This window comes from Ectobacillus sp. OTK (assembly GCF_059698935.1).
Genome location: NZ_AP048547.1, coordinates 3,131,296 through 3,150,560, shown reverse-complemented (window position 1 = coordinate 3,150,560; position 19,265 = coordinate 3,131,296). Strand labels below are relative to the sequence as shown.

General features: G+C 34.9%; 19 protein-coding genes, 2 pseudogenes, 1 riboswitch and 1 other annotated feature. Of the genes and pseudogenes, 13 read left to right on the top strand and 8 right to left on the bottom strand.

Translation table 11 applies throughout. From position 1 onward, the window contains the following. Positions 1 to 109: 109 nt before the first annotated feature. From AC6HZ4_RS15830 to AC6HZ4_RS15820, 3 genes and pseudogenes are all read left to right on the top strand, one after another. Complete coding sequence (locus tag AC6HZ4_RS15830; RefSeq protein WP_497490568.1) at positions 110 to 952, top strand: LysR family transcriptional regulator; 843 nt, start codon at positions 110 to 112, stop codon at positions 950 to 952. 119 nt (positions 953 to 1,071) lie between these two features. Continuing rightward, the gene (locus AC6HZ4_RS15825) at positions 1,072 to 1,296 is read left to right on the top strand and encodes a hypothetical protein (protein WP_497495852.1); all 225 of its coding nucleotides are present in this window, start codon (positions 1,072 to 1,074) and stop codon (positions 1,294 to 1,296) included. Between the two features lie 252 nt (positions 1,297 to 1,548). Next, positions 1,549 to 1,799: pseudogene (locus AC6HZ4_RS15820) on the top strand (GNAT family N-acetyltransferase); the annotation flags it as partial. Positions 1,800 to 2,020: 221 nt separating this feature from the next. On the opposite strand, the gene AC6HZ4_RS15815 reads toward AC6HZ4_RS15820, so the two are convergent. Next, positions 2,021 to 3,463, bottom strand: a complete 1,443-nt coding sequence (locus AC6HZ4_RS15815; RefSeq protein ID WP_497490567.1) for a hypothetical protein — start codon at positions 3,461 to 3,463, stop codon at positions 2,021 to 2,023. A 16-nt stretch (positions 3,464 to 3,479) separates the two neighbouring features. Continuing rightward, positions 3,480 to 3,565: riboswitch (cyclic di-GMP riboswitch) on the bottom strand. Between AC6HZ4_RS15815 and AC6HZ4_RS15810 the strand changes: the two genes are divergently transcribed. Then, entirely contained in the window at positions 3,563 to 3,769 is a 207-nt protein-coding gene (locus AC6HZ4_RS15810; protein WP_497490566.1) for a hypothetical protein, read from the top strand. It overlaps the preceding riboswitch by 3 nt. Before the next feature lie 544 nt (positions 3,770 to 4,313). Here AC6HZ4_RS15810 and yppF read toward each other — a convergent pair. After that, positions 4,314 to 4,538: a YppF family protein gene (gene yppF / locus AC6HZ4_RS15805; protein ID WP_497490564.1), complete on the bottom strand. Its 225-nt coding sequence runs from the start codon at positions 4,536 to 4,538 to the stop codon at positions 4,314 to 4,316. A gap of 228 nt (positions 4,539 to 4,766) precedes the next feature. Next, entirely contained in the window at positions 4,767 to 6,089 is a 1,323-nt protein-coding gene (gene dctA, locus AC6HZ4_RS15800) for a C4-dicarboxylate transporter DctA (protein WP_497490562.1), read from the bottom strand. A gap of 766 nt (positions 6,090 to 6,855) precedes the next feature. On the opposite strand from dctA, the gene AC6HZ4_RS15795 reads away from it, so the two are divergent. Beyond that, positions 6,856 to 7,254, top strand: coding sequence for a YHYH domain-containing protein (locus AC6HZ4_RS15795; RefSeq protein ID WP_497490561.1), 399 nt, complete (start codon positions 6,856 to 6,858; stop codon positions 7,252 to 7,254). Positions 7,255 to 7,266: 12 nt separating this feature from the next. Here the strand turns inward: AC6HZ4_RS15795 and AC6HZ4_RS15790 are convergent, their stop codons facing one another. From AC6HZ4_RS15790 to AC6HZ4_RS15780, 3 genes are all read right to left on the bottom strand, one after another. After that, positions 7,267 to 8,085: a YwqG family protein gene (locus AC6HZ4_RS15790; protein ID WP_497490560.1), complete on the bottom strand. Its 819-nt coding sequence runs from the start codon at positions 8,083 to 8,085 to the stop codon at positions 7,267 to 7,269. Between the two features lie 606 nt (positions 8,086 to 8,691). Beyond that, entirely contained in the window at positions 8,692 to 9,270 is a 579-nt protein-coding gene (locus AC6HZ4_RS15785; RefSeq protein ID WP_497490559.1) for a DMP19 family protein, read from the bottom strand. A 192-nt stretch (positions 9,271 to 9,462) separates the two neighbouring features. Further along, entirely contained in the window at positions 9,463 to 10,188 is a 726-nt protein-coding gene (locus tag AC6HZ4_RS15780; protein WP_497490558.1) for an immunity protein Imm33 domain-containing protein, read from the bottom strand. Between the two features lie 384 nt (positions 10,189 to 10,572). Continuing rightward, positions 10,573 to 10,780 (top strand) — a binding site (T-box leader). 59 nt (positions 10,781 to 10,839) lie between these two features. Between AC6HZ4_RS15780 and AC6HZ4_RS15775 the strand changes: the two genes are divergently transcribed. From AC6HZ4_RS15775 to AC6HZ4_RS15755, 5 genes are all read left to right on the top strand, one after another. Beyond that, positions 10,840 to 12,051, top strand: a complete 1,212-nt coding sequence (locus AC6HZ4_RS15775; RefSeq protein ID WP_497490557.1) for an MFS transporter — start codon at positions 10,840 to 10,842, stop codon at positions 12,049 to 12,051. Between the two features lie 698 nt (positions 12,052 to 12,749). Beyond that, positions 12,750 to 13,205, top strand: a complete 456-nt coding sequence (locus tag AC6HZ4_RS15770; RefSeq protein WP_497490556.1) for a GNAT family N-acetyltransferase — start codon at positions 12,750 to 12,752, stop codon at positions 13,203 to 13,205. A gap of 98 nt (positions 13,206 to 13,303) precedes the next feature. Further along, positions 13,304 to 13,777, top strand: a complete 474-nt coding sequence (locus AC6HZ4_RS15765) for a GNAT family N-acetyltransferase (RefSeq protein ID WP_497490555.1) — start codon at positions 13,304 to 13,306, stop codon at positions 13,775 to 13,777. A gap of 140 nt (positions 13,778 to 13,917) precedes the next feature. Then, on the top strand, positions 13,918 to 14,388 hold the full coding sequence (locus AC6HZ4_RS15760) for a GNAT family N-acetyltransferase (RefSeq protein WP_497490553.1): 471 nt from the start codon (positions 13,918 to 13,920) through the stop codon (positions 14,386 to 14,388). Between the two features lie 99 nt (positions 14,389 to 14,487). Next, on the top strand, positions 14,488 to 14,907 hold the full coding sequence (locus tag AC6HZ4_RS15755; RefSeq protein ID WP_497490552.1) for a GNAT family N-acetyltransferase: 420 nt from the start codon (positions 14,488 to 14,490) through the stop codon (positions 14,905 to 14,907). A gap of 208 nt (positions 14,908 to 15,115) precedes the next feature. Here the strand turns inward: AC6HZ4_RS15755 and AC6HZ4_RS15750 are convergent, their stop codons facing one another. Further along, complete coding sequence (locus AC6HZ4_RS15750) at positions 15,116 to 15,847, bottom strand: class I SAM-dependent methyltransferase (RefSeq protein ID WP_497490551.1); 732 nt, start codon at positions 15,845 to 15,847, stop codon at positions 15,116 to 15,118. A gap of 163 nt (positions 15,848 to 16,010) precedes the next feature. Beyond that, a pseudogene (locus AC6HZ4_RS15745) lies at positions 16,011 to 16,390 on the bottom strand (IS1595 family transposase); the annotation flags it as partial. Between the two features lie 230 nt (positions 16,391 to 16,620). Here AC6HZ4_RS15745 and AC6HZ4_RS15740 point away from each other — a divergent pair. The 3 genes from AC6HZ4_RS15740 (at position 16,621) to AC6HZ4_RS15730 (ending at position 19,238) form a co-directional block, all read left to right on the top strand. Then, on the top strand, positions 16,621 to 17,073 hold the full coding sequence (locus AC6HZ4_RS15740; RefSeq protein WP_497490550.1) for a hypothetical protein: 453 nt from the start codon (positions 16,621 to 16,623) through the stop codon (positions 17,071 to 17,073). Between the two features lie 456 nt (positions 17,074 to 17,529). Then, a complete protein-coding gene (locus AC6HZ4_RS15735) occupies positions 17,530 to 18,096 on the top strand; it encodes a sigma-70 family RNA polymerase sigma factor (protein ID WP_497490549.1) in 567 nt (188 codons plus the stop codon). Next, positions 18,093 to 19,238 carry a DUF4179 domain-containing protein gene (locus AC6HZ4_RS15730; RefSeq protein WP_497490548.1) on the top strand — a complete coding sequence of 382 codons (1,146 nt, stop codon included), beginning with the start codon at positions 18,093 to 18,095 and terminating at the stop codon, positions 19,236 to 19,238. Before AC6HZ4_RS15735 ends, AC6HZ4_RS15730 begins: the two co-directional genes overlap by 4 nt. Positions 19,239 to 19,265 lie beyond the last annotated feature (27 nt).

Sequence of the window (19,265 nt, the reverse complement as noted above, 5' to 3'; positions counted from 1 at the left end):
TTTATTTGATTTAATATGTTCTATTATATTTTTATGAGTATGAAGAGTATAATACTGAATAATGAAGAAGGTATCATTTTAAATGATATCAGTGAGAGGGATGTTATTGTTGGAAAGTCATGACTTGTGGATTTTTAAACATGTTGCAGAATTACAATCAGTATCTAAAGCTGCTGAAAAATTGGGCTATGTACAACCTAATGTCAGTCAGCGAATTAAGAGTTTGGAAGAGGAACTAGGTGTCAGATTATTTACGCGTAATAATAGAGGAGTAACATTAACCGAGAAGGGAAAAATTTTATTAGAGTATACAAATCAAATTATATTATTAATGGATGAAGCCAAGTTCTTAGTTAATCCTAAAAAATGGAGGGGATCTTTAACAATAGGAGCATCCCAAACGATTTCTGCAGTTAGAATTCCTCAGCTGTTTTCTTCTTTTTTTAGGGAACATAAAAATATTGATGTAAAAGTAAGAACAAATGATAAACAAACGTTACAAGAAATGCTTTCCTATGGGGAACTTGATGGTGTTTTTATAAATGGTGTGTATAACTGCTCGCAGTTCGAAACCGTTTATAGTTATTTCGAGAAAATCGTACTTATTTCATCTAAACATAGGCATTTTGAAAAGCAACATGACCAAACGTTAATTGTTAATAGTGATACTAATTGCATATATAGAAATAAAATGTTGGATTTTTCCAGGGAGAATAACTTCCATGATCCGGTTATCATAGAGTTTGATTCGCTTGAATCCATTCTGCAAGCGGTTCACGATGGACTTGGTATCAGTATAATGCCGGCAGACGTGGCAAATAGCCGAAAAGAAATACAAGCAATTCAATATAAAGAACTGTCTGAAACAATCAAGATAGATTTTATAATCAAACAAAGAAAACAGCAACCGCAAAGTCTGCAAAAATTTATTCGTTTTTTGCAGAGAACATAATTCAATAATACTTATTGTGCAGCTCAACATGGAACCAATGAGGCAATTTCGGGGAAGAAGAAAATCAAATAGCATAGCCAACAAAAAAAGAAAGCAAACTAAAATCGTGGATGCTGATAATGAAAAAATATCACTACGATATTTTTTTACATGGTGTATTTATAATGTCCGGCATCTTTCAAGGAGTAACTAAATCAAACTATAAGGGTGGTGAAAAAATGGCTAAAAATAAGAATAACCAATTTAAGAGCAATAAAAGTGCTCCACCAAAAGCAGATGTAGAATTTGCGGGAGAAAATGGACTTGAAAAAATAGCATTAAGAGCTCAAAAAAGGCCAAAATAAGTAAACAATACGGGACAGTTAACCTGTCCCTCTACCCCTTAAAATTAATCGGATGTTTTTAGGGATACTAAAAGTAGAACGTCATAAGGCGGTCTTTTTATTTTAGGTAAATATGTGGAACTCACGGATGCTTGAGTTGAAGAATGGGGATTGCTGCGGCGATCCCTTTTTCTTATTGAAGTAACGGGGGAGGTTAGTGCAATAAAAATGATAAAATGAAAGAAATGACAAGATTATTAAAGGAGATTAATAATGAATATTAGAAAACTCAACAAAGGTGAAAAACCTCCAATGGAGTTGTTATTATTGACTGACCTTCGAAAGAGATTGTTGAGGAATATGTTAATAGAGACGAATGTTTTGTAGCTGAAAGTGAACAGCAAATTGTCGGGATTTATGTACTGCTTCCAACAAGACCTGAGACAGTGGAGTTGGTGAATGTTGCAGTTATAGAAGAGCAGCATGGCAGAGGGATAGGGAAAAGGTTAGTAATGAATGCAGTGTCGACAGACGAATAGAATCCGCTTAGGGGCCTAGATTATAAAGATAAGCGTCAAATAATCCCCACCTATATAATCAGGAAGGGATTATTTGATACTTACGGCTATGTGATCGCTTGTTGCTAATTTTACGCCCAGTTCAAAATACAAAACCACCTAACAGTAGATCGTTTTGTACTTTATTATGGTTTTATTCTTTACCTATAGAGAGTTTTATAGAAACCCTACTTTTTGTTGGATTTTTTTGTACTTTTATTTGCTAATTCAGCCTTTTTAGCTAATTCAGCCTTTTTAGCTAATTCAGCCTTTTTAGCTAATTCAGATTTTTTAGCTAGTTCAGCCTTTTTAGCTAATTCAGCTTTTTTAGCTAGTTCAGCTTTTTTAGCTAATTCAGCCTTTTTAGCTAGTTCAGCCTTTTTAGCTAGTTCAGCCTTTTTAGCTAGTTCAGCCTTTTTAGCTAGTTCAGCCTTTTTAGCTAATTCAGCCTTTTTAGCTAATTCAGCCTTTTTAGCTAATTCAGCCTTTTTAGCTAGTTCAGCCTTTTTAGCTAGTTCAGCCTTTTTAGCTAGTTCAGCCTTTTTAGCTAGTTCAGCCTTTTTAGCTAATTCAGCCTTTTTAGCTAATTCAGCCTTTTTAGCTAATTCAGCCTTTTTAGCTAGTTCAGCCTTTTTAGCTAGTTCAGCCTTTTTAGCTAGTTCAGCCTTTTTAGCTAGTTCAGCCTTTTTAGCTAATTCAGCTTGTTTTTTGGCTAATTCAGCTTGTTTTTTGGCTAATTCAGCTTGTTTTTTGGCTAATTCAGCTTGTTTTTTAGCTAATTCAGCTTGTTTTTTAGATTTTGCTTTCTCTATAGCTTGAACGGCTTTTGGATTTTTCACATGAGTAAGTGCATTGTCTAGACCATGCTTTTTATCGATAACAGGAGTCTCTTGTTCTTGAGCAGCTTCTTCTTGTTCAGGAGTAGACTCTTGTTGTTCAGGAGTAGACTCTTGTTGTTCAGGAGTAGACTCTTGTTGTTCAGGAGTAGACTCTTCTTGTTCTTGAGCAGCCTCCTCTTGTTCAGGAGTAGACTCTTGTTGTTCAGGAGTAGACTCTTGTTGTTCAGGAGTAGACTCTTCTTGTTCTTGAGCAGCCTCCTCTTGTTCAGGAGTAGACTCTTGTTGTTCAGGAGTAGACTCTTGTTGTTCAGGAGTAGCCTCTTGTTGTTCAGGAGTAGACTCTTCTTGTTCTTGAGCAGCCTCCTCTTGTTCAGGAGTAGCCTCTTGTTGTTCAGGAGTAGACTCTTGTTGTTCAGGAGTAGACTCTTGTTGTTCAGGAGTAGACTCTTGTTGTTCAGGAGTAGACTCTTGTTGTTCAGGAGTAGACTCTTCTTGTTCAGGAGTAGACTCTTCTTGTTCAGGAGTAGACTCTTGTTGTTCAGGAGTAGACTCTTGTTGTTCAGGAGTAGACTCTTCTTGTTCAGGAGTAGACTCTTCTTGTTCAGGAGCAGCCTCCTCTTGTTCAGGAGTAGACTCTTGTTGTTCAGGAGCAGCCTCCTCTTGTTCAGGAGTAGACTCTTGTTGTTCTTGAACAAACTCTTGTTGTTCTGAAGTAGATAATTCTTCAGCACCTACCACAGAAGTTCCAACAGACAGAGCAAGAAGTAAGGATGCAAATGTTGTTTTTTTCATACGATTTTGATCTCCTTTCGGTAGCTGGCTAGCATAGTCTTCAAGACCTTAGCTCCATAGCTTTGCGTCTCCTAAGTTTCCTCAGGGTTGCCTTTTCGTTTGGATATTGTAAATTTAGTATATATTAGTATATTTAGCGCAACAATAGTAACTAATTCCTATTTTTATATTGAGAAAAATAGGAATATTAATATTTCTGCTTATTTGGATGAAAATGATAAAAAAGTAGAAAAATGGCTAAAGGCTTCTCCAAAGAGAGAGAAAATATTAGTATCAATACTAACTTTAATTGAGTATATTAATTAATATATAGCAGTATTTATCATAAGAAGTTCCGACAAATACCTTAGACGTAAAGAGATATTGTTAAGGCAAAGGGAGGGGTGTTGCCGAAGGTTATTTGTCATCACATTTATTATCCCTTTATTTATGTTACGGTGCTTGAGATAAACAAAGAATGAAATAAAAGAGAAGTTTTATTGATAAAAAAATCCGACCTTATTGTTTGGTCGGATTTTTGCTTAATTTCTCTCACTTATTTTTATATCAAATACAGTTAAACAGCAATCTTTTTAATATGTTTGCAATTCGAACATCTGTGAATATGAATTTTTTTGTACTTAGTGTCGAGCGGGCCTTCAAATAGGTACATATGACCATTCTTAAAATAACATAGAATACTTTTAAACCATTTCATAACAGGATCACTCACTTTCATATATTTGGAGGTTTTAAACATTTATTTTCTGTTTTATGGAATTTCAATGAAATTTTAGGAATTAGTTCAAATAACTTGTGAAGTTTTCTTATATAAAAACTTGCTATTAAAGAAGCTAAAAAGATAAAGTTTTTATGATAAAGCCTTTCTACTGAATGTAAGAATGTTTTCAAGGATGAATGTTCTGGCTTTTTCTGCTCCACGTTTATTAAGTTCTCTAAACAAATTTTTATAATCAGCAGCGGACAATTCGCCGCAAGCGTAACTTTTTTTGAGGTAGTCTAGTAATTCATTTACATGTAATGGTACTCGTTTTTTTACTAGTATAAATTGATGTATGAAGTCTTGTAACAACACTGTAACTCAGCTCCTGGATAGCATGTTTGATATGCAGAATCATAACATGAAATCGGTTACAATTAATTATTTTGAAAATTCTAACTTAAGACACATTTCAACATTGTTCTCGGTTTATTTCAATAAGAAGGAGCAGGTTACTCCTTAAACCACAAAAGACCGATGAAAGCCAGGAAGCGGTCTTTCATCGGTTCATCACTTAGCTAGATGTTAATAATTATCTTTTCTTTAGGAGACATTTGAATCAGTTACATTAGAAGTATTGTTAAGTTTATACGTAATGCGGCCATCAAGGGCGTCTTTCGCACGGTTAATATCTAGTAGTCCTTCCCAGCGTGCAATGATGAACGAGGCAACAGCGTAACCGATAATGTTTACGGTTGTACGATAATTTCCCATGAAACGGTCTGGGGCGAGCATCAGGGCAACTGCCGCGACAGGAATTGAGCCGGTTGCCGCTGCGGTTGCTGACAGTGCAACGAAAGCAGAACCCGGGATACCTGCCATCCCTTTTGAGGTTAATAAGAGAACTCCTAAAATCATGATTTGGTCTGTAAGACTTAGATCAATACCAATCGCTTGTGCAAGAAAGACCAGTGCCAGTGATAGATAAATAGAAGCGCCATCTAAGTTGAATGAATACCCAGTTGGAACTACCAAGCCGACAACAGCACGGTTACAGCCAGCATCCTCGAACTTGTCCATCAGTTGAGGCATGACTGCTTCTGATGATCCTGTTGCAAACGCAAGCATAATCTCTTCTCGAATATAAAGAATTAACTTCCAGAGACTAAGACCGAGAAATACTCGCATGATGATAGCCAATACAAGAAGAAATGCAAGGCATGCAATAGTCATAGCGACAAAAAGTTTACCAAACGATAAGAGTGTGTCAATTCCATACTGACTAACGGCGAATGCCATTGCACCGAATGTAGCTACTGCAGTAAGCTTCATGATATAATCCATAATTTTAAATAAGACCTCATTAAGCTTTTCTAAAAGATCAAGAATAGTCTCCGAAGTACGTCCTCCCACCTGTACGAGTGCAAAACCGAACAAACAAGAGATTAGAAGGACCTGTAACATAGAGTTATTTGTAAACGCTCCAACAGCACTATCTGGAATAATGTTAAGTAAAAATTCCGCTTCACTTGGAAGGTGTGCACCCTGGGTTTTTGCTTCTACTTCTGTTGTTGTTAGACTAGCAGGATCGATATTCATTCCTTTGCCAGGGTTGGCTAAGTTCGCTACAACCATACCGATAATTAATGCAAGTGTGGTAATGATTTCGAAATAAAGAAGTGTTTTTCCGCCTATTCTACCAACAGTTTTAATGTTGCCGACCTTTGCAATGCCCACAACAACAACACTAAAAACAAGGGGTGCAATAATCATTTTAATCAATTTAACGAAGCCGTCACCAATTGGTTTTAATGCCATGCCAAGCGCAGGGAAGAAATAACCTACTAAGATACCTGCAGCTATTGAGACCATAATTTGAAAGAACAGTCCTTTATAAAAAGGGAGGCTTACTTTTTCTTGTTTCATAATTTTTCTCCTTTCGTGTTTGCCTATTCTTAATTGGTTTTCGAAAACTAATAATGTTATAAATGTTAACATTATATGTAACTTAGTTGTATATTAACCTAGAGTGAATCTTTTTTCATTGGCTCTTTTAACTAAAATTAAAAAAAATAATTAGTTATTATATATAATGAATGGTTTGATGTACCTTTTGGATGTAATATAATTTAACATCGTGTTACGTGATATGGTTATGTTGGGAGAAACAAGCAAGATTGTTTACTGACTAAGCAGTAGTTGGAGCAAGGGTGGCATGAACTTAACACAGGCTTTGATGTGAAACGTGAGAACCTACGATTTCGATAAAATGGAAAAGATCAAGTAAAAGGACTTATGAGTGTTTAAAGTAGATAGTACACAGTTTTCTGTAAATATAGATTAAAGAACTTTGTGCTATTTTGTTTTTAGAAAACGAAAATCTATTAATTAACTCGTAATGCAAAGAGGATATAAACGCCTAGGGAGGGATAGGAAATACCTATCTCTTTGTTTATATCGCAGAGGATAGGGGGATATTTTCCGAAGATTATAGCCCTCTTGCTGTGAAAATGGTAGATGGCACGTTAACTCACATAACATGGTGTAAATAAAGTCTGATACAAGATGAATGATTTATGGGACAAAAATTGGTAAATTTAATTTTCGTATTGTAATAAAAGTAAAATAAATGTAACTTTAGTTAATGTAGTAAATATATAAATTTATTGTTTTTTAACAGGGGGGACTAGAATTGCAAAAGTTTATAGGGGTTATTGCTCTACTGCTTTGTTTTGTTTTTGGTTCTGCTGTGCAAGCCCATTCAGGGAGAACTGATAGTAGCGGAGGACATAATTGCAGTGATGCATCTAAAGCAAAGGGACTATGTACAGGATACCATTATCATAATGGAGGTGGTTCGTCGTCGGGCGGCAGTTCTTCGCCGGGTACATCCACGTCTTCAAATTCTAACGCTAGCTATCAATCAGGAGATAAGGATTGCTCTGATTTCTCAAGTTATGATGAGGTAGTTGCATATTGGAACGCTAAGGGATATACAAAGGATAATGATCCAGAACGATTAGATGGTTGGGGCAATGTAGTAGATGACGGTATTCCATGTGAAGCTTTATTTAACTTTGAATTGGCATAATCTTGTAACACTTTAATGGCAATCCCAATTATAAATGACGTTTGAAAAATCTAAGTTTAACAAGTCTTCTTTTCTAATGAAAAAATTAGCTATACCACTATCACCCCACATAATATCCTTATCAAAATCACTATCTATTTGGAGCAATAGAACGTCGTGTCCCGCAAATCTTTCCTCATAGTCCCTTGGATCACTTTGTGTAAAATAAGGGTATCCACCAATCTTGTGACCTTCTCCTAAGAATGTCTCGCAATAAACTTCCCAAAGTTCTTTTTCATCTTCCCCGTCGCTTACGTGAACAGAAAGGTCAACTGTATCACCTAGTAACTCGCTGTATTTGTAGTCCTCGCTAGATACTGGCTCGTAAGCTATACTAAAGGTTAGTGCCAACTCTCGTTGTATTGGAAAATATTCTGTATTAAGTTCGTTCATATACGAAAAATCACTAACTAATAACGACTCATCTTTTTCAATATTGGGATGGAATAAAATCCTAAAATTTTGTTGATTTGTCATATTATCAAGATCAATACCCATAACATCATCCTCTGCTGAAATGAAAAACTGTAATATCCCGTGTTTTGGCATTTCATTCAGTGTAGGAATTTCCTCAAAATTCAATTGGGCTAACAATTTCATTGGTTTATTATTAGCATCCCTTGGGTGTTCCATTGTTTTAGGAAGATATGGGTTACCTGCAAACTTGCTTTGATAAATTTTTGTTCGGCTTTTGGATGTAGATATTTTTACGTATGGTTTTACTGTACTTTCAATTTGCTTTCGATAAACTTCCAATTCATTCGGTAATTTTAGTTTCGGGATTTCACTCATAATTATCCTCCATTTTAAACTCAAATTTAATTTGTAATCCTTTGCTAATTTTTAAATTTAAAACAATTAGCCTTCTATGAGGGGCAGTCTTCGTTATAAAGAATGGTTTTATCTAAAATAAGTAATTTCTTTTAAGGAAAACTGTTTATCAGTTATTCCTAATCATTGTGCTGGCGTAGTAACAACTTCATTCGATTTGAGAGGTAAACCATAAGTTGTAATAGGTTCTAAGGATTGCTATAGCCATTTGGACATATTTAAGGTTAAAGTTTAAATAAATAACGGAACCAGTTAATATGTAATACTGAATCTATAATTAGTATGAATTATACAGTATCACTACACGACGACGCATGTTGTTAAACAATGTAGTTTTAAGGCGTATCAACAGTTTGGTTGATTTATAGTTTTCCTGTCCTTTTATCACTACATTTAGCGATTTTATTACCACCTTTATCACTACATTTGTTAATACATTCATTTAGGTTCTGCCAGACAATAGTGTTGATTTTTTATCAAAAGAAAAAGGACCCTTTTGGATCTTTTTGATTGTTCTTATTCAACTGACGCACCCGTTCGTTAAAGAACCACTTAATCTTCAACCACTTAATCTTCAACCACTTCAATCAATTCAGTATAAATACTAACAAAATAAGTTTCTAATAAATCACCCAATTTCCTATCGAGTTTTTCATATTCATTATCCGCCTTCTTGAGAACACTGATAAAATCATCTTCTTCAATTTCATCATTTTCCAATGCGTTGAATAGTTTCCATAATTCCTCACCATATTCTTTTTCAATTTTGGAATAATCATAAGCGCCAATTTTTTCAAGAATACTTGTAAGTTCCTTCAAGTAATTGGTTATTCCTACTTCCTCAATATGCCATGAGAACCAAGTGAACAAACCTTCGTGACCTCCACTTTCCATTTCTGAATAGTAATTAAAAACAATAAATACTTCATTAGCAATTTGGTTTTCTGTTGGGAAGTCATATTTACCTATCATTTTAATAGTTGCGTTCCAGATATCCTCATTAGTCATTAGGTCTTTTCTTTTGTTTTCTGTCGGCGAGTCATATTCATCTAGTTTTTCGATAAGTAAGTTCCAAATCTCATCTTCAGTCATTTCATCAATCGTTTTATTAGTCACTAGGTCTTTTCCTTTTTTTATATCTTTCACAACACATCCCCCTAACAAAGTACAATTACATTTCCATCTTATCATAAACGTTTTTTAAAGGATTCTGCCCTGTTCTTGCCATTCCTTAAAGAGTGAAGCAGGGTCCCCATAAAATAAAAAAGCCTTACTCCTTACGAAGTAAAGCAATCATTAATTAAATAGAGGGTGTGTTACCGCTTGTTTTTTTATCATCTAATAATCCTCTAATGCTTCTTCATCAAACCAAATATCCTCAATCGTACCATCCTTATAAAATCGAAACCCAAAAGGTAAAGCAAGAAATTTCAATAGTTCGGGTCTTTCAAATGCCACATGATAAAAATGCACAACCATTAGTGAATCAGTATTCCCATCATATAAATCTGTTATTAACCACCATCCAGACATATGTTCAGGAGAAGGATATCTAACGGCATCCACTTTATACCCTTCGTAAACTCCTTTTGATATAACGATTTTTTGATTGAAGTTAGGAAAAACAGGAAAAACATCATATTCATTACACTTATTAATCTGTTCTTGCGTAACTTTTAATACGTAATCAACTCCTTCAACAAAACTCGAACCATCATTCTTAGCTTCCCATATTTCTAAATAATGTGAATCGCTTGTTTGACAAAATTTCAGTACCCATGAATGGTAACCGATAGTTTGGCCAGGTAAAATTTCAGGAGAGTAGTCTAAAACATAGTCTATCAAATATTGTAATACGTTTATGCAACTATCGTCTTGACATAAAATACGGAATTCGCTTCCGATGATTGGTAGCAATCCTTCTGTAATAAAATAACAATCTTCTTTGGATATGGTTATACTTCTGTATATATAAATTGAATTCAACTCTTGGTGAACTTTCTCTTTTTGTGTGGGATTCGCTTTATTCAAAAATCTAGATATTTTATTAATCTCCTTACGCATGTCCCTGCGATCCTCCCAAAAAGTTGTAATACCTTGATTGTAACAGGATTCCTGACATGAATCAAAATCAACAATCATGTTTGAACAGAGACTTATAGTAAGAAATATTCTCCTAACCTTGTAAACATATACACAAAGATACTCAGAATGATGTTCAAAAGACAAATAATGAAGTTTATCAAAATGCATTAAAAGGCGCAGGAATGTTTTACTAAACTCCCATGTAAGAACTGATTTTCTTACATAAAGGAGAAAATGAAAGATGGGTAGTTGAACATCAGACACGTTTAATCGGAACTGAGGTAGGAGTTTTTTCTCGATATATATGTTGTTATATATTGACAGTTTTATCTCACAGAATTTATAATCCATATTAATCATCCATAAGAACCGTTGATAAAGAATAGTACACATACGTGGGAGTGTGCAGAGAGCCAATGGTAGGTGCGAATTGGTCACAGCGTGTGGGGAAGTTACGTCTTTGGAGGTATAATGGCGTGAGTCATTATCGGGTTATACTGTTATCTATAAAGAGTGATTGGCATTTGGTCAATAAGCTGGGTGGTACCGCGAGTAAATCCTCGTCCCGCATGGGATGAGGATTTTTTGTGTTTGTAAAAAACATTTAGATCATAAAAGGAGGAGGACATTATGAAACCAGCGTTAGTGATCTTTTTGGCTGTACTATTTCAATACTCTTGTGGAAATGCAATAAATCCTCTTATGGCACCATTAGCACGCCAAACTGGTATAGGCGAAATACAAACAGGATTGTTTTTTACCTTATCCTCTCTTATGTGGTTAGTAGCTAGCCCATACTGGGGGAGACAAAGCCAAAGAATTGGCAGAAAACGTGTCATGTTAATGGGTTTAGGAAGTTGCTTTTTACTATACATGTTGTTTGCTTTTATCGGTGATTGGGGGTTATCTCACCAAACTCCAACTCTTTTGTTATTCCTATTGTTATTACTCACTCGAATTACCTCTGGAGTATTTTTTTCAACTGTTCCTGTCGCTGCACAGGCTTATATTGCGGATACAACAGAAGGTAAAGAAAGAACTGCTGGTATTACGTTAGTGTGGATGGGCAGTGGGTTGGGATCAATTATAGGACCTTCGTTGGGAGCTCTTTCAGGGAATCATCTTATGACTCCTCTCTACCTTGCATCTTTGTTACCTTTACTTGGTTTTATTATAGTTTGGATATATGTACCACAACCCAAAAATGTATCTCACTCTAACAGTAAAATCAGTATAAAAATTAGTCCATTCGACAGTCGAATCTGGCAGTACCTGTTTATTATTACTTCTCTCCAGGTTTCTGTTCTTGCTATGCAAGTTACTACAGGTTTTTTTGTTAAAGATCATTTCCATGTTTCTCCGAGCGAAACAGTACATACTGTAGGATTCATTTTTATGCTTGCTGGACTTACTTCTGTAGTGTCGCAAATTTTGTTTGTGAGAACGTTAAAATTATCATCGAATACACTCCTTAAAATCGGAACACCCATCATTTTGCTGTCCTTTGTTAGTTTGTTCTTCCAAGATCATATTCAGAGTATTTATATTGCTTTCGCACTATTAGGATTGGGAATAGGAATTGTTTTACCTGGAGCGTCTTCAGGGGCATCCTTATCTGTAACACCTATTGAGCAGGGGGCTGTTGCGGGAATGATTACCGCTGCACAAGGACTGGGAACTGTATTAGGACCTATTGTTGGCACAAGTCTTTACCATTTCAACTCCAGGTATCCATATGTATTTATAAGCATCCTATTTTCAATTGCTACTATTTTGGTTTGGAAAAGGTTACAGCAACATATGCAGAACAGGTCATTGGCAGGCGATGAAGTGGATATATGAATAAAGTGATTTGTTAGTAATGATAAATTATTACTTTCAAGCATGAGTGATTATGTTAACTCGATTTGAATAGAGGATACAATGCATCATTTAGATCCTTCTTTTATTCCAAAACTTGAGGAACTTCCCAGATACATACCAACATTGAACAGGTATCCACTATCCTAACTCACTACCATATTAAATCTGACAAACTAGATGAACATATAAGTAAAGAGCCGTTTAGTGAAATTGTTCAACCAACCCTAGAGCATCTTGCTGACTTATTCCAGGATTATAGAGCAAAGCTTATTTGTTTTGGACATCATCATCCCGTTCATTTATTTCGAATGACCGCTAAAGTCTTTGTAAATCTAGGTTCATTAGGGTGTAATCATGAACTATTAGCCAAATACGGTATTGGCAATTTCAATCTAGGAAGCATTTCTATTGAGCTAAAAGAAGTGCAATATGACAACACGGAATTTCTTAACCAATACAAAAAGTTACAGGTACCAGATTATAAAGCTATTTTAAAGATTTTCTATGGTAAAGATATATAGTTCTTTATGCAAAATAAACTGACTATCTACGTTTTGAGTAAAAATAGAGTAAGAGACAGGAGAGAGATTAGAATGCATATTTTACAAACAAATCGTTTAATTTTACGTTCATACGAGATTAGCGATGCTTCGAGGGCTTAGGAGCTAGGTGGAGATATGGGGATAGCAGAGACTACCTTGATGCCCCATCCGTATACGTTGGAAATAGCCGAAAATTGGATTGAAACTCATTCAAAGATTATTGAAAACGGAGACGCTTATCCATTTGCTATTGTAATGAAAGATGAAAATGTATTGATTGGAACAATGACACTCCGTATTGATAAACAGCATAACAAAGGAGAACTTGCTTATTGGATAGGTAAGGAATATTGGGGAAAAGGTTATGCTACAGAATCAACAAAAAGGATAATGGATTTTGGCTTTTTCGAACTCAATCTAAATCGAATTTGGGCACCTGCAATGAGTAAAAATCGGGCATCAACACAAGTAATGAAGAAAATTGGGATGGCTTATGAAGGGACATTAAAACAAGATATATTGAAATGGGAAACCTATGAAGATGTAGATATTTATGGGATATTGAAAAGCGACTACACGAATCGCAGATAGAACATATATATGTATTTCTGCTTTCGGATGGATGTTGTGGAACCTCTCTTTAGAATAGCGGAAGGGGTTTGTTGTTAGACAATAAGAGGAGGTATGTTATGGAGATTAGGTTAGAAAAAGCAATAGAATCTGATGCACAATCCATCTTTGATATCCAAATAGCTGCATTTATGCCGTTGTTAGAGAAATATAAGGATTTTAATACCAATCCTGCAAATGAGACAATCGATAGAGTAATAAAAAGAATAACCAATCCTTACGGAGGATTTTATAAGATATTTGCTGACAACATTTTGGTTGGTGCTGTATGTATGTTTTGGAGGGAAGGAACAACGCAATTCTGGATTAGCCCTATGTTTATTTCGCCTGCATTTCAGGGACAAGGGATTGCCCAAAAAGTGATACGCCTAATAGAGGAACTATTTCCTCAAGCAACTACATGGGAACTGGCAACCATTTTAGAAGAAGAACGCAACTGTTATCTGTACGAAAAAATGAGCTATGTCAAGACGGGTGTAACGAAACAACTCAACGACAACGCCACTCTTGTTTTTTATAGGAAAATCTGTTAGTGGTAAACTCATTCGCAAATTCACTTTCTATATTAAGACGTTATGTTAACCTCAATGAACGTGATAGAAGAAACCTTATTATGGTAAAAACGGATTATTCCGGTCATTCTAAAAGGTCATCTAAAATGGGAGGGGTTTATATGAATAATCAATACCAGGTTTATATGGCAACTCTCCAAGACATAGACGAGATTACTGGTTTACGAGTAGCTCTTTTGAAAGAAGTAGGGGAAATACAATCTGAACAAGACGAAGAACTTGTAGTAAATGCTACTAGAAAATATTTAGAGGAAACACTACCTAACAATGAATTTATTTCATACATAGCCAAATCAAATGGGGAAGTTGTAAGCATAAGCGGTGTCGTGTTATTTAAAAGACCACCTTACTTAGACAATGTAAAAGGGATCGAAGCTTATGTGCTTAACATGTACACACTTCCTCAATTTAGAGGAAAAGGATTGGCTAAAAGGTTACTTGAAGAGTGTATAAAGCATTGTAAGCAAAAAGAAGTAAAACGAGTTTGGTTACATGCTTCGGAAGATGGAAAACCGTTATATAAAAAAATGGGGTTTACTTTTAAAAACAATGAAATGGAATTATTTTTGTAGACCACATATTCCGCTTGTGGGTACTGTGAAACTTCTCTTTAGAATGGTGGGAGGGGCTTGCTGTACATGTTGTGATAAAAGGATCGGGGGAGAAGGATATTGACCTTTATAATCTCAAATGATTTGTCTGAAATAAATTGGACAGAGATAAAAGCTGTGTATCATTCTGTTGGCTGGATGGAACATGATGAAGACAAAATAAAAGAGATTTTTAGTGCAAGTACCATAGTTGCACTTGCGTACTATGAAGGACGAATTGTGGGTCTTGGAAGGGCGCTTTCTGATGGAGTGTTTAATGCTGCTATCTATGATGTTGTAGTTCATAAACAATTTCACAAGCAAGGCATAGGAAAAATGCTTATAGAGAATCTTCTTGAACATCTTCAAGATATATCCTGTGTCCATTTGATTGCGACTACTGGGAACAACTCTTTCTACGAGAAATGCGGATTTAGGAATGCGAAAACAGCTATGGCACGTTACCTGAATCCTGCATTAGCAAGAGAATACTTAGATTGAACAACTTCCGCTTTGAGCGAGTATGTAAACCTTAAATGAATACGATATGCATTATTCTTTAAATAATTGGCTCTGTTAAATCTTAATGTTGAAAAATTGCATAATTAATAAGGGAAACCCCTTTTATCAGGGTTTCCCTTCGCTTATAAAGTAACGCTCAGCTTAATAAGAGAAAACTTTGTTGAACGTATAAAATTTTTAAACTATATTATTTTTCTGCTGAAATTATTAAGAACATCGGTCTTCGGAGTTCATCTTTCATTTCGGGAATACTCTTTAACATTTCTTCAGAAGGAATCGGTTCCTTGACTTCCCTTATAATAAAACCAGAATTAATTAAGTCATTTATATAGGTCGAAAAAGTCCTATGATATTTTATAACATTCTCAGCAAGGAATGTTGTTTCCCGCAAACCTTCTGATTGGTAATTATCAACTGCCCAATGTAGACGATTCCCTTTATCATCATAATACCAATCTTGTTCATTCCGAGAAGTGAAAATTGGATGTTCAACTGAAAATACAAAAGTTCCTCCAGGTTTTAGATAATGATATACTTTTTTACAAATTTCTTCAAAGGACTTAATATAGTGAAAAGCCAATGAACTAATGACAACATTAAATTGAGAATCTGAAAAATTGATGTCTTCAATTGGCATTTTAATGTATGAAATCGCAGAATCATCTGTCATGTCACGAGCTTTTTGAAGCATTTTTTCAGATATATCAACTCCAATAACAGAACTTGCTTGCTGTTCACGAGCATAACGGCAATGCCAGCCGAAACCGCATCCTAAATCGAGTACACTTTTATTTCGCAGTTCAGGTATCATTTCTTTTAATACGTGCCATTCACCCGCACCTTCAAGTCCTTTAACTGAACGTGGCATTTTTCCATACGCAGAAAAGAAATTAACATCATCATATTTATTTTGTTTCATATATATACATCTCCTATAATTTAAGATAGCCTCCTAAAACTATAACAACATCTATTTTAGGAGGCTATCTATCTCCTCTAACCAATTCTTTCACCTCATTAAAAATAGTTATAAATATTATTACACAAATTCCTTTTAAATTAAACTGACCTTCGAAGAAGAACTATACATTGAATTTTGACAACCGTAAACTATCATAAGTATGTGTCATTTCAAAAACAAATGATGTTAATAAAAATTCTTTGATATTATGCTTTGTACTTTCGTTATTACAACTATCTATAAACAAAAACCAAGCGAGGTAATTGTCAAGATACTTGGTAGCTACACCTTTAAATCGGTCTATCCATTGTTTCAAACGAGAATGGAGACCATTGACGTTTTGAATGTGATACAAGCCTTAATAACGTGTTTGCCATCATCTGATTTAATTCAATAATGCTCTAAACCTTTTTCTTTTGCATAGGTTTTATACGCTCTCCAAGCATCAGTTACAATCACGTTTTCCTTAGACAGTTTAGAACTAATTAAAGAATCGACTTTTTTTATTTAACGTGTGCTAATGTTGAGTAAATCAAATATATTTACTTCCTCTAACGCAAATTATATAAACAAAAGAGAGGATTTTCAGAAATATGGATAGAAATCAGAGGGCTAAAAGACTTTACGAGCTTCTTGAAATAAACAGAAAAAAGCAAAAACCTAATTAGGAAGCTTTTCTTTCCACATAAATAACTTCACATTTAGGAACAATGAATGTAAGGTGATGAATATTGAAAACACTCTTAATGACGTTATTTCTAATAACTATGGGAATGAATCAAGCTTCTGCTAATCCTACAACCGAGATTTTACATTTAACCCAGAAGGATGAGATACAGAATGATGTGCACAAAAACCTTATAATAGACATCTTAGCTCAACCGATGGTTCATGCCCGTTCTAAATATTATGCACAACATTATAAATTTCGTGATCTTGGTTCATCGTATTCAGATGATAAAAGAAAAATATGGATTGTTCCGAGCCATGATGCAGAATACACACATATTATAAAAATACAACTTCGTAACGTACAGGTCGAGTTTGATCATGAAAAAAGAATAAATACAACAGAGACCTATACATATGCTATCAAAGCTGGACAACTCATGACATACTCAAAAAGCAAGAGAGAAGGAATAGATCTTGTAAAATTATTGGATTTTCAATGTAAAGTGAAATAATGATTATAGAGAAATATAACTCCATTTTAAATACAAAGATGTATAACAAAAGTAGTTTATCGTTTAGTTGAAGGAAAGGTACGAACGAACACAATTAGTTAAAGTTCTTGTTGAATTAACAGGGGCAAGAGTTCAAGAGCAGAGGTTGCTACGGCAACCTTTTTTATTATGCTAACGGTGCAAGTTAGTTTGAGTTAAATTAGAAATAAGAATTATTAAAAAGAGGAGATATTAATGGATAGTGATGATGGAGATTTAAAAAGACATCAAACATACTACCACAATTACAATTCTATGTAGAACACAATGAGCTTTTAAATTTACATTGGCACCATACTATTTCTAAAGTAATAAGGCTAATTTAAATATATTTATGAGAAATATGAGAGAAAACATATTTTGATACGTTATATAAGGTATAAGAGCTTTTACAGAAAAAACAAGGGGAGTTGTTGCATGAAATCTAATGATAAAAATTTTATAAAACGATTACAGCGACAAAAGGAGGATGCATTGGAATTTATTGTTGATACATACTTACCTCTAGTAAAAGGTGTCACTTATAAGATTCTTGCACCTATTGGAAACAAAGGCGTTATAGAGGAATGTATTAATGATATATTTCTTTCCGCATGGAACAATGCAAATAAGTTCCATGGAGATGCAGATGACTTCAAGAAATGGATTTGTACTATCGCTAAGTTTAAAGCGTTAGATTATTACAGAAAGGCAAGCAAGAGCGTTGAACTTGTTCCTGCTTGTCTAGACGTAAGTACGGAGAAATCAACAGAAGATGAAATCATCATAAAGGAAAATCAAAATGAACTCATTCAACTTATTAATCTACTAGACCCTGTTGACCAGGATATCTTTATTATGAAGTTCTTCCTTGGTTTCGGAACTGAGGATATCTCCATACAGCTCGGTCTAACCAAAGCCGCCATAGATAATCGCATTTATAGGGGAAAGAAGAAGCTCCACAACAAAGCTGCGAATTTGGATATAGGAGGTAGTATGATATGAAAGATATTTATGAAGTGTTGCGTCACATAGACATAGATGAGAATGAATTTACAGAAATGGAAGTTACCGAGTTGGAGAAAGCAAGAGTCAAACAAGCCTTGAAGAAATCCATACGGGGGAAAGCGACAAAGAAAGGACAGAGAAAAAGGGTTATGGCAGCTTCTGTTCTTATAGGACTGTCGCTCACGACAATTGGATTGACTTTTCCTGTTTCTGCTGACGGCATTCCTGTAATAAGAGATATCTTTCGATTTTTTGATTCAGAAAAAAATGAGCTTCCTAAGAATGTCGATACTAAAAATAATGCAAAAAATGGACTGTATCATGATTACAAGAAATATGCCCAGGGAATTAATATTACAAAACAGAGTAACGGAATTACATTTTCAATACGTGACGCGGTTTATGACGGAAGAACACTATCTCTCACATACTCAATTGAAAGCGATCAAGACTTAGGGAACAATCCCTTCCCTTCAGGAAGGTTACAGATACAAGGCGGCAAAGCTTTAGGCTCCACGGAGGGTATTTCAAGGGTAGACAAACATAATTATGTAGGTTTGTTGACCGTCAGTGATGTAGATGGAAGTATAGGAGATAATGCAACTGTGAAATGGGAAATAGATAGTATTCAAAATCCGGATAAACAGCAAGATATAAAAGGACAGTGGGACTTTGAATTTTCTTTGAAGGCGACAGAAAGAGAAGAAATAATAGTAAATCGTAGCATTGCACAAAATGATGTAACAGTATCAATTGAAAAATTATCTATTTCACCGATGTCATTTGTTATATATTACAACCAAGAAGTTGCTGAGAATTTAAAGAACAAGTGGGATGAGGTACGTGTTGACTTAACTATTAAGGATGATCTAGGAAACATTTATGTAGGACAGGACAACGGGGGGAGAGGGCAAAGTTCTTACGATGTGAACTGGAGTAAAACATTTCAGAAACTAGACCCAAAGGCAACGAAGTTGATTGTAACCCCTCATGTCAACCTATGGAATCATACTCCTGCTAATTACGGAGGGGTAGAAGGAATTGGGAATGTACTTAAGGAAATTCCGATAGAAGAAAAACCCGGTAAGGATAATGAGGAATTTGTATTAAAAGATATTATTATAGATTTGAAGAAATAGTTATTACAAATATTACATCTGTCTTTA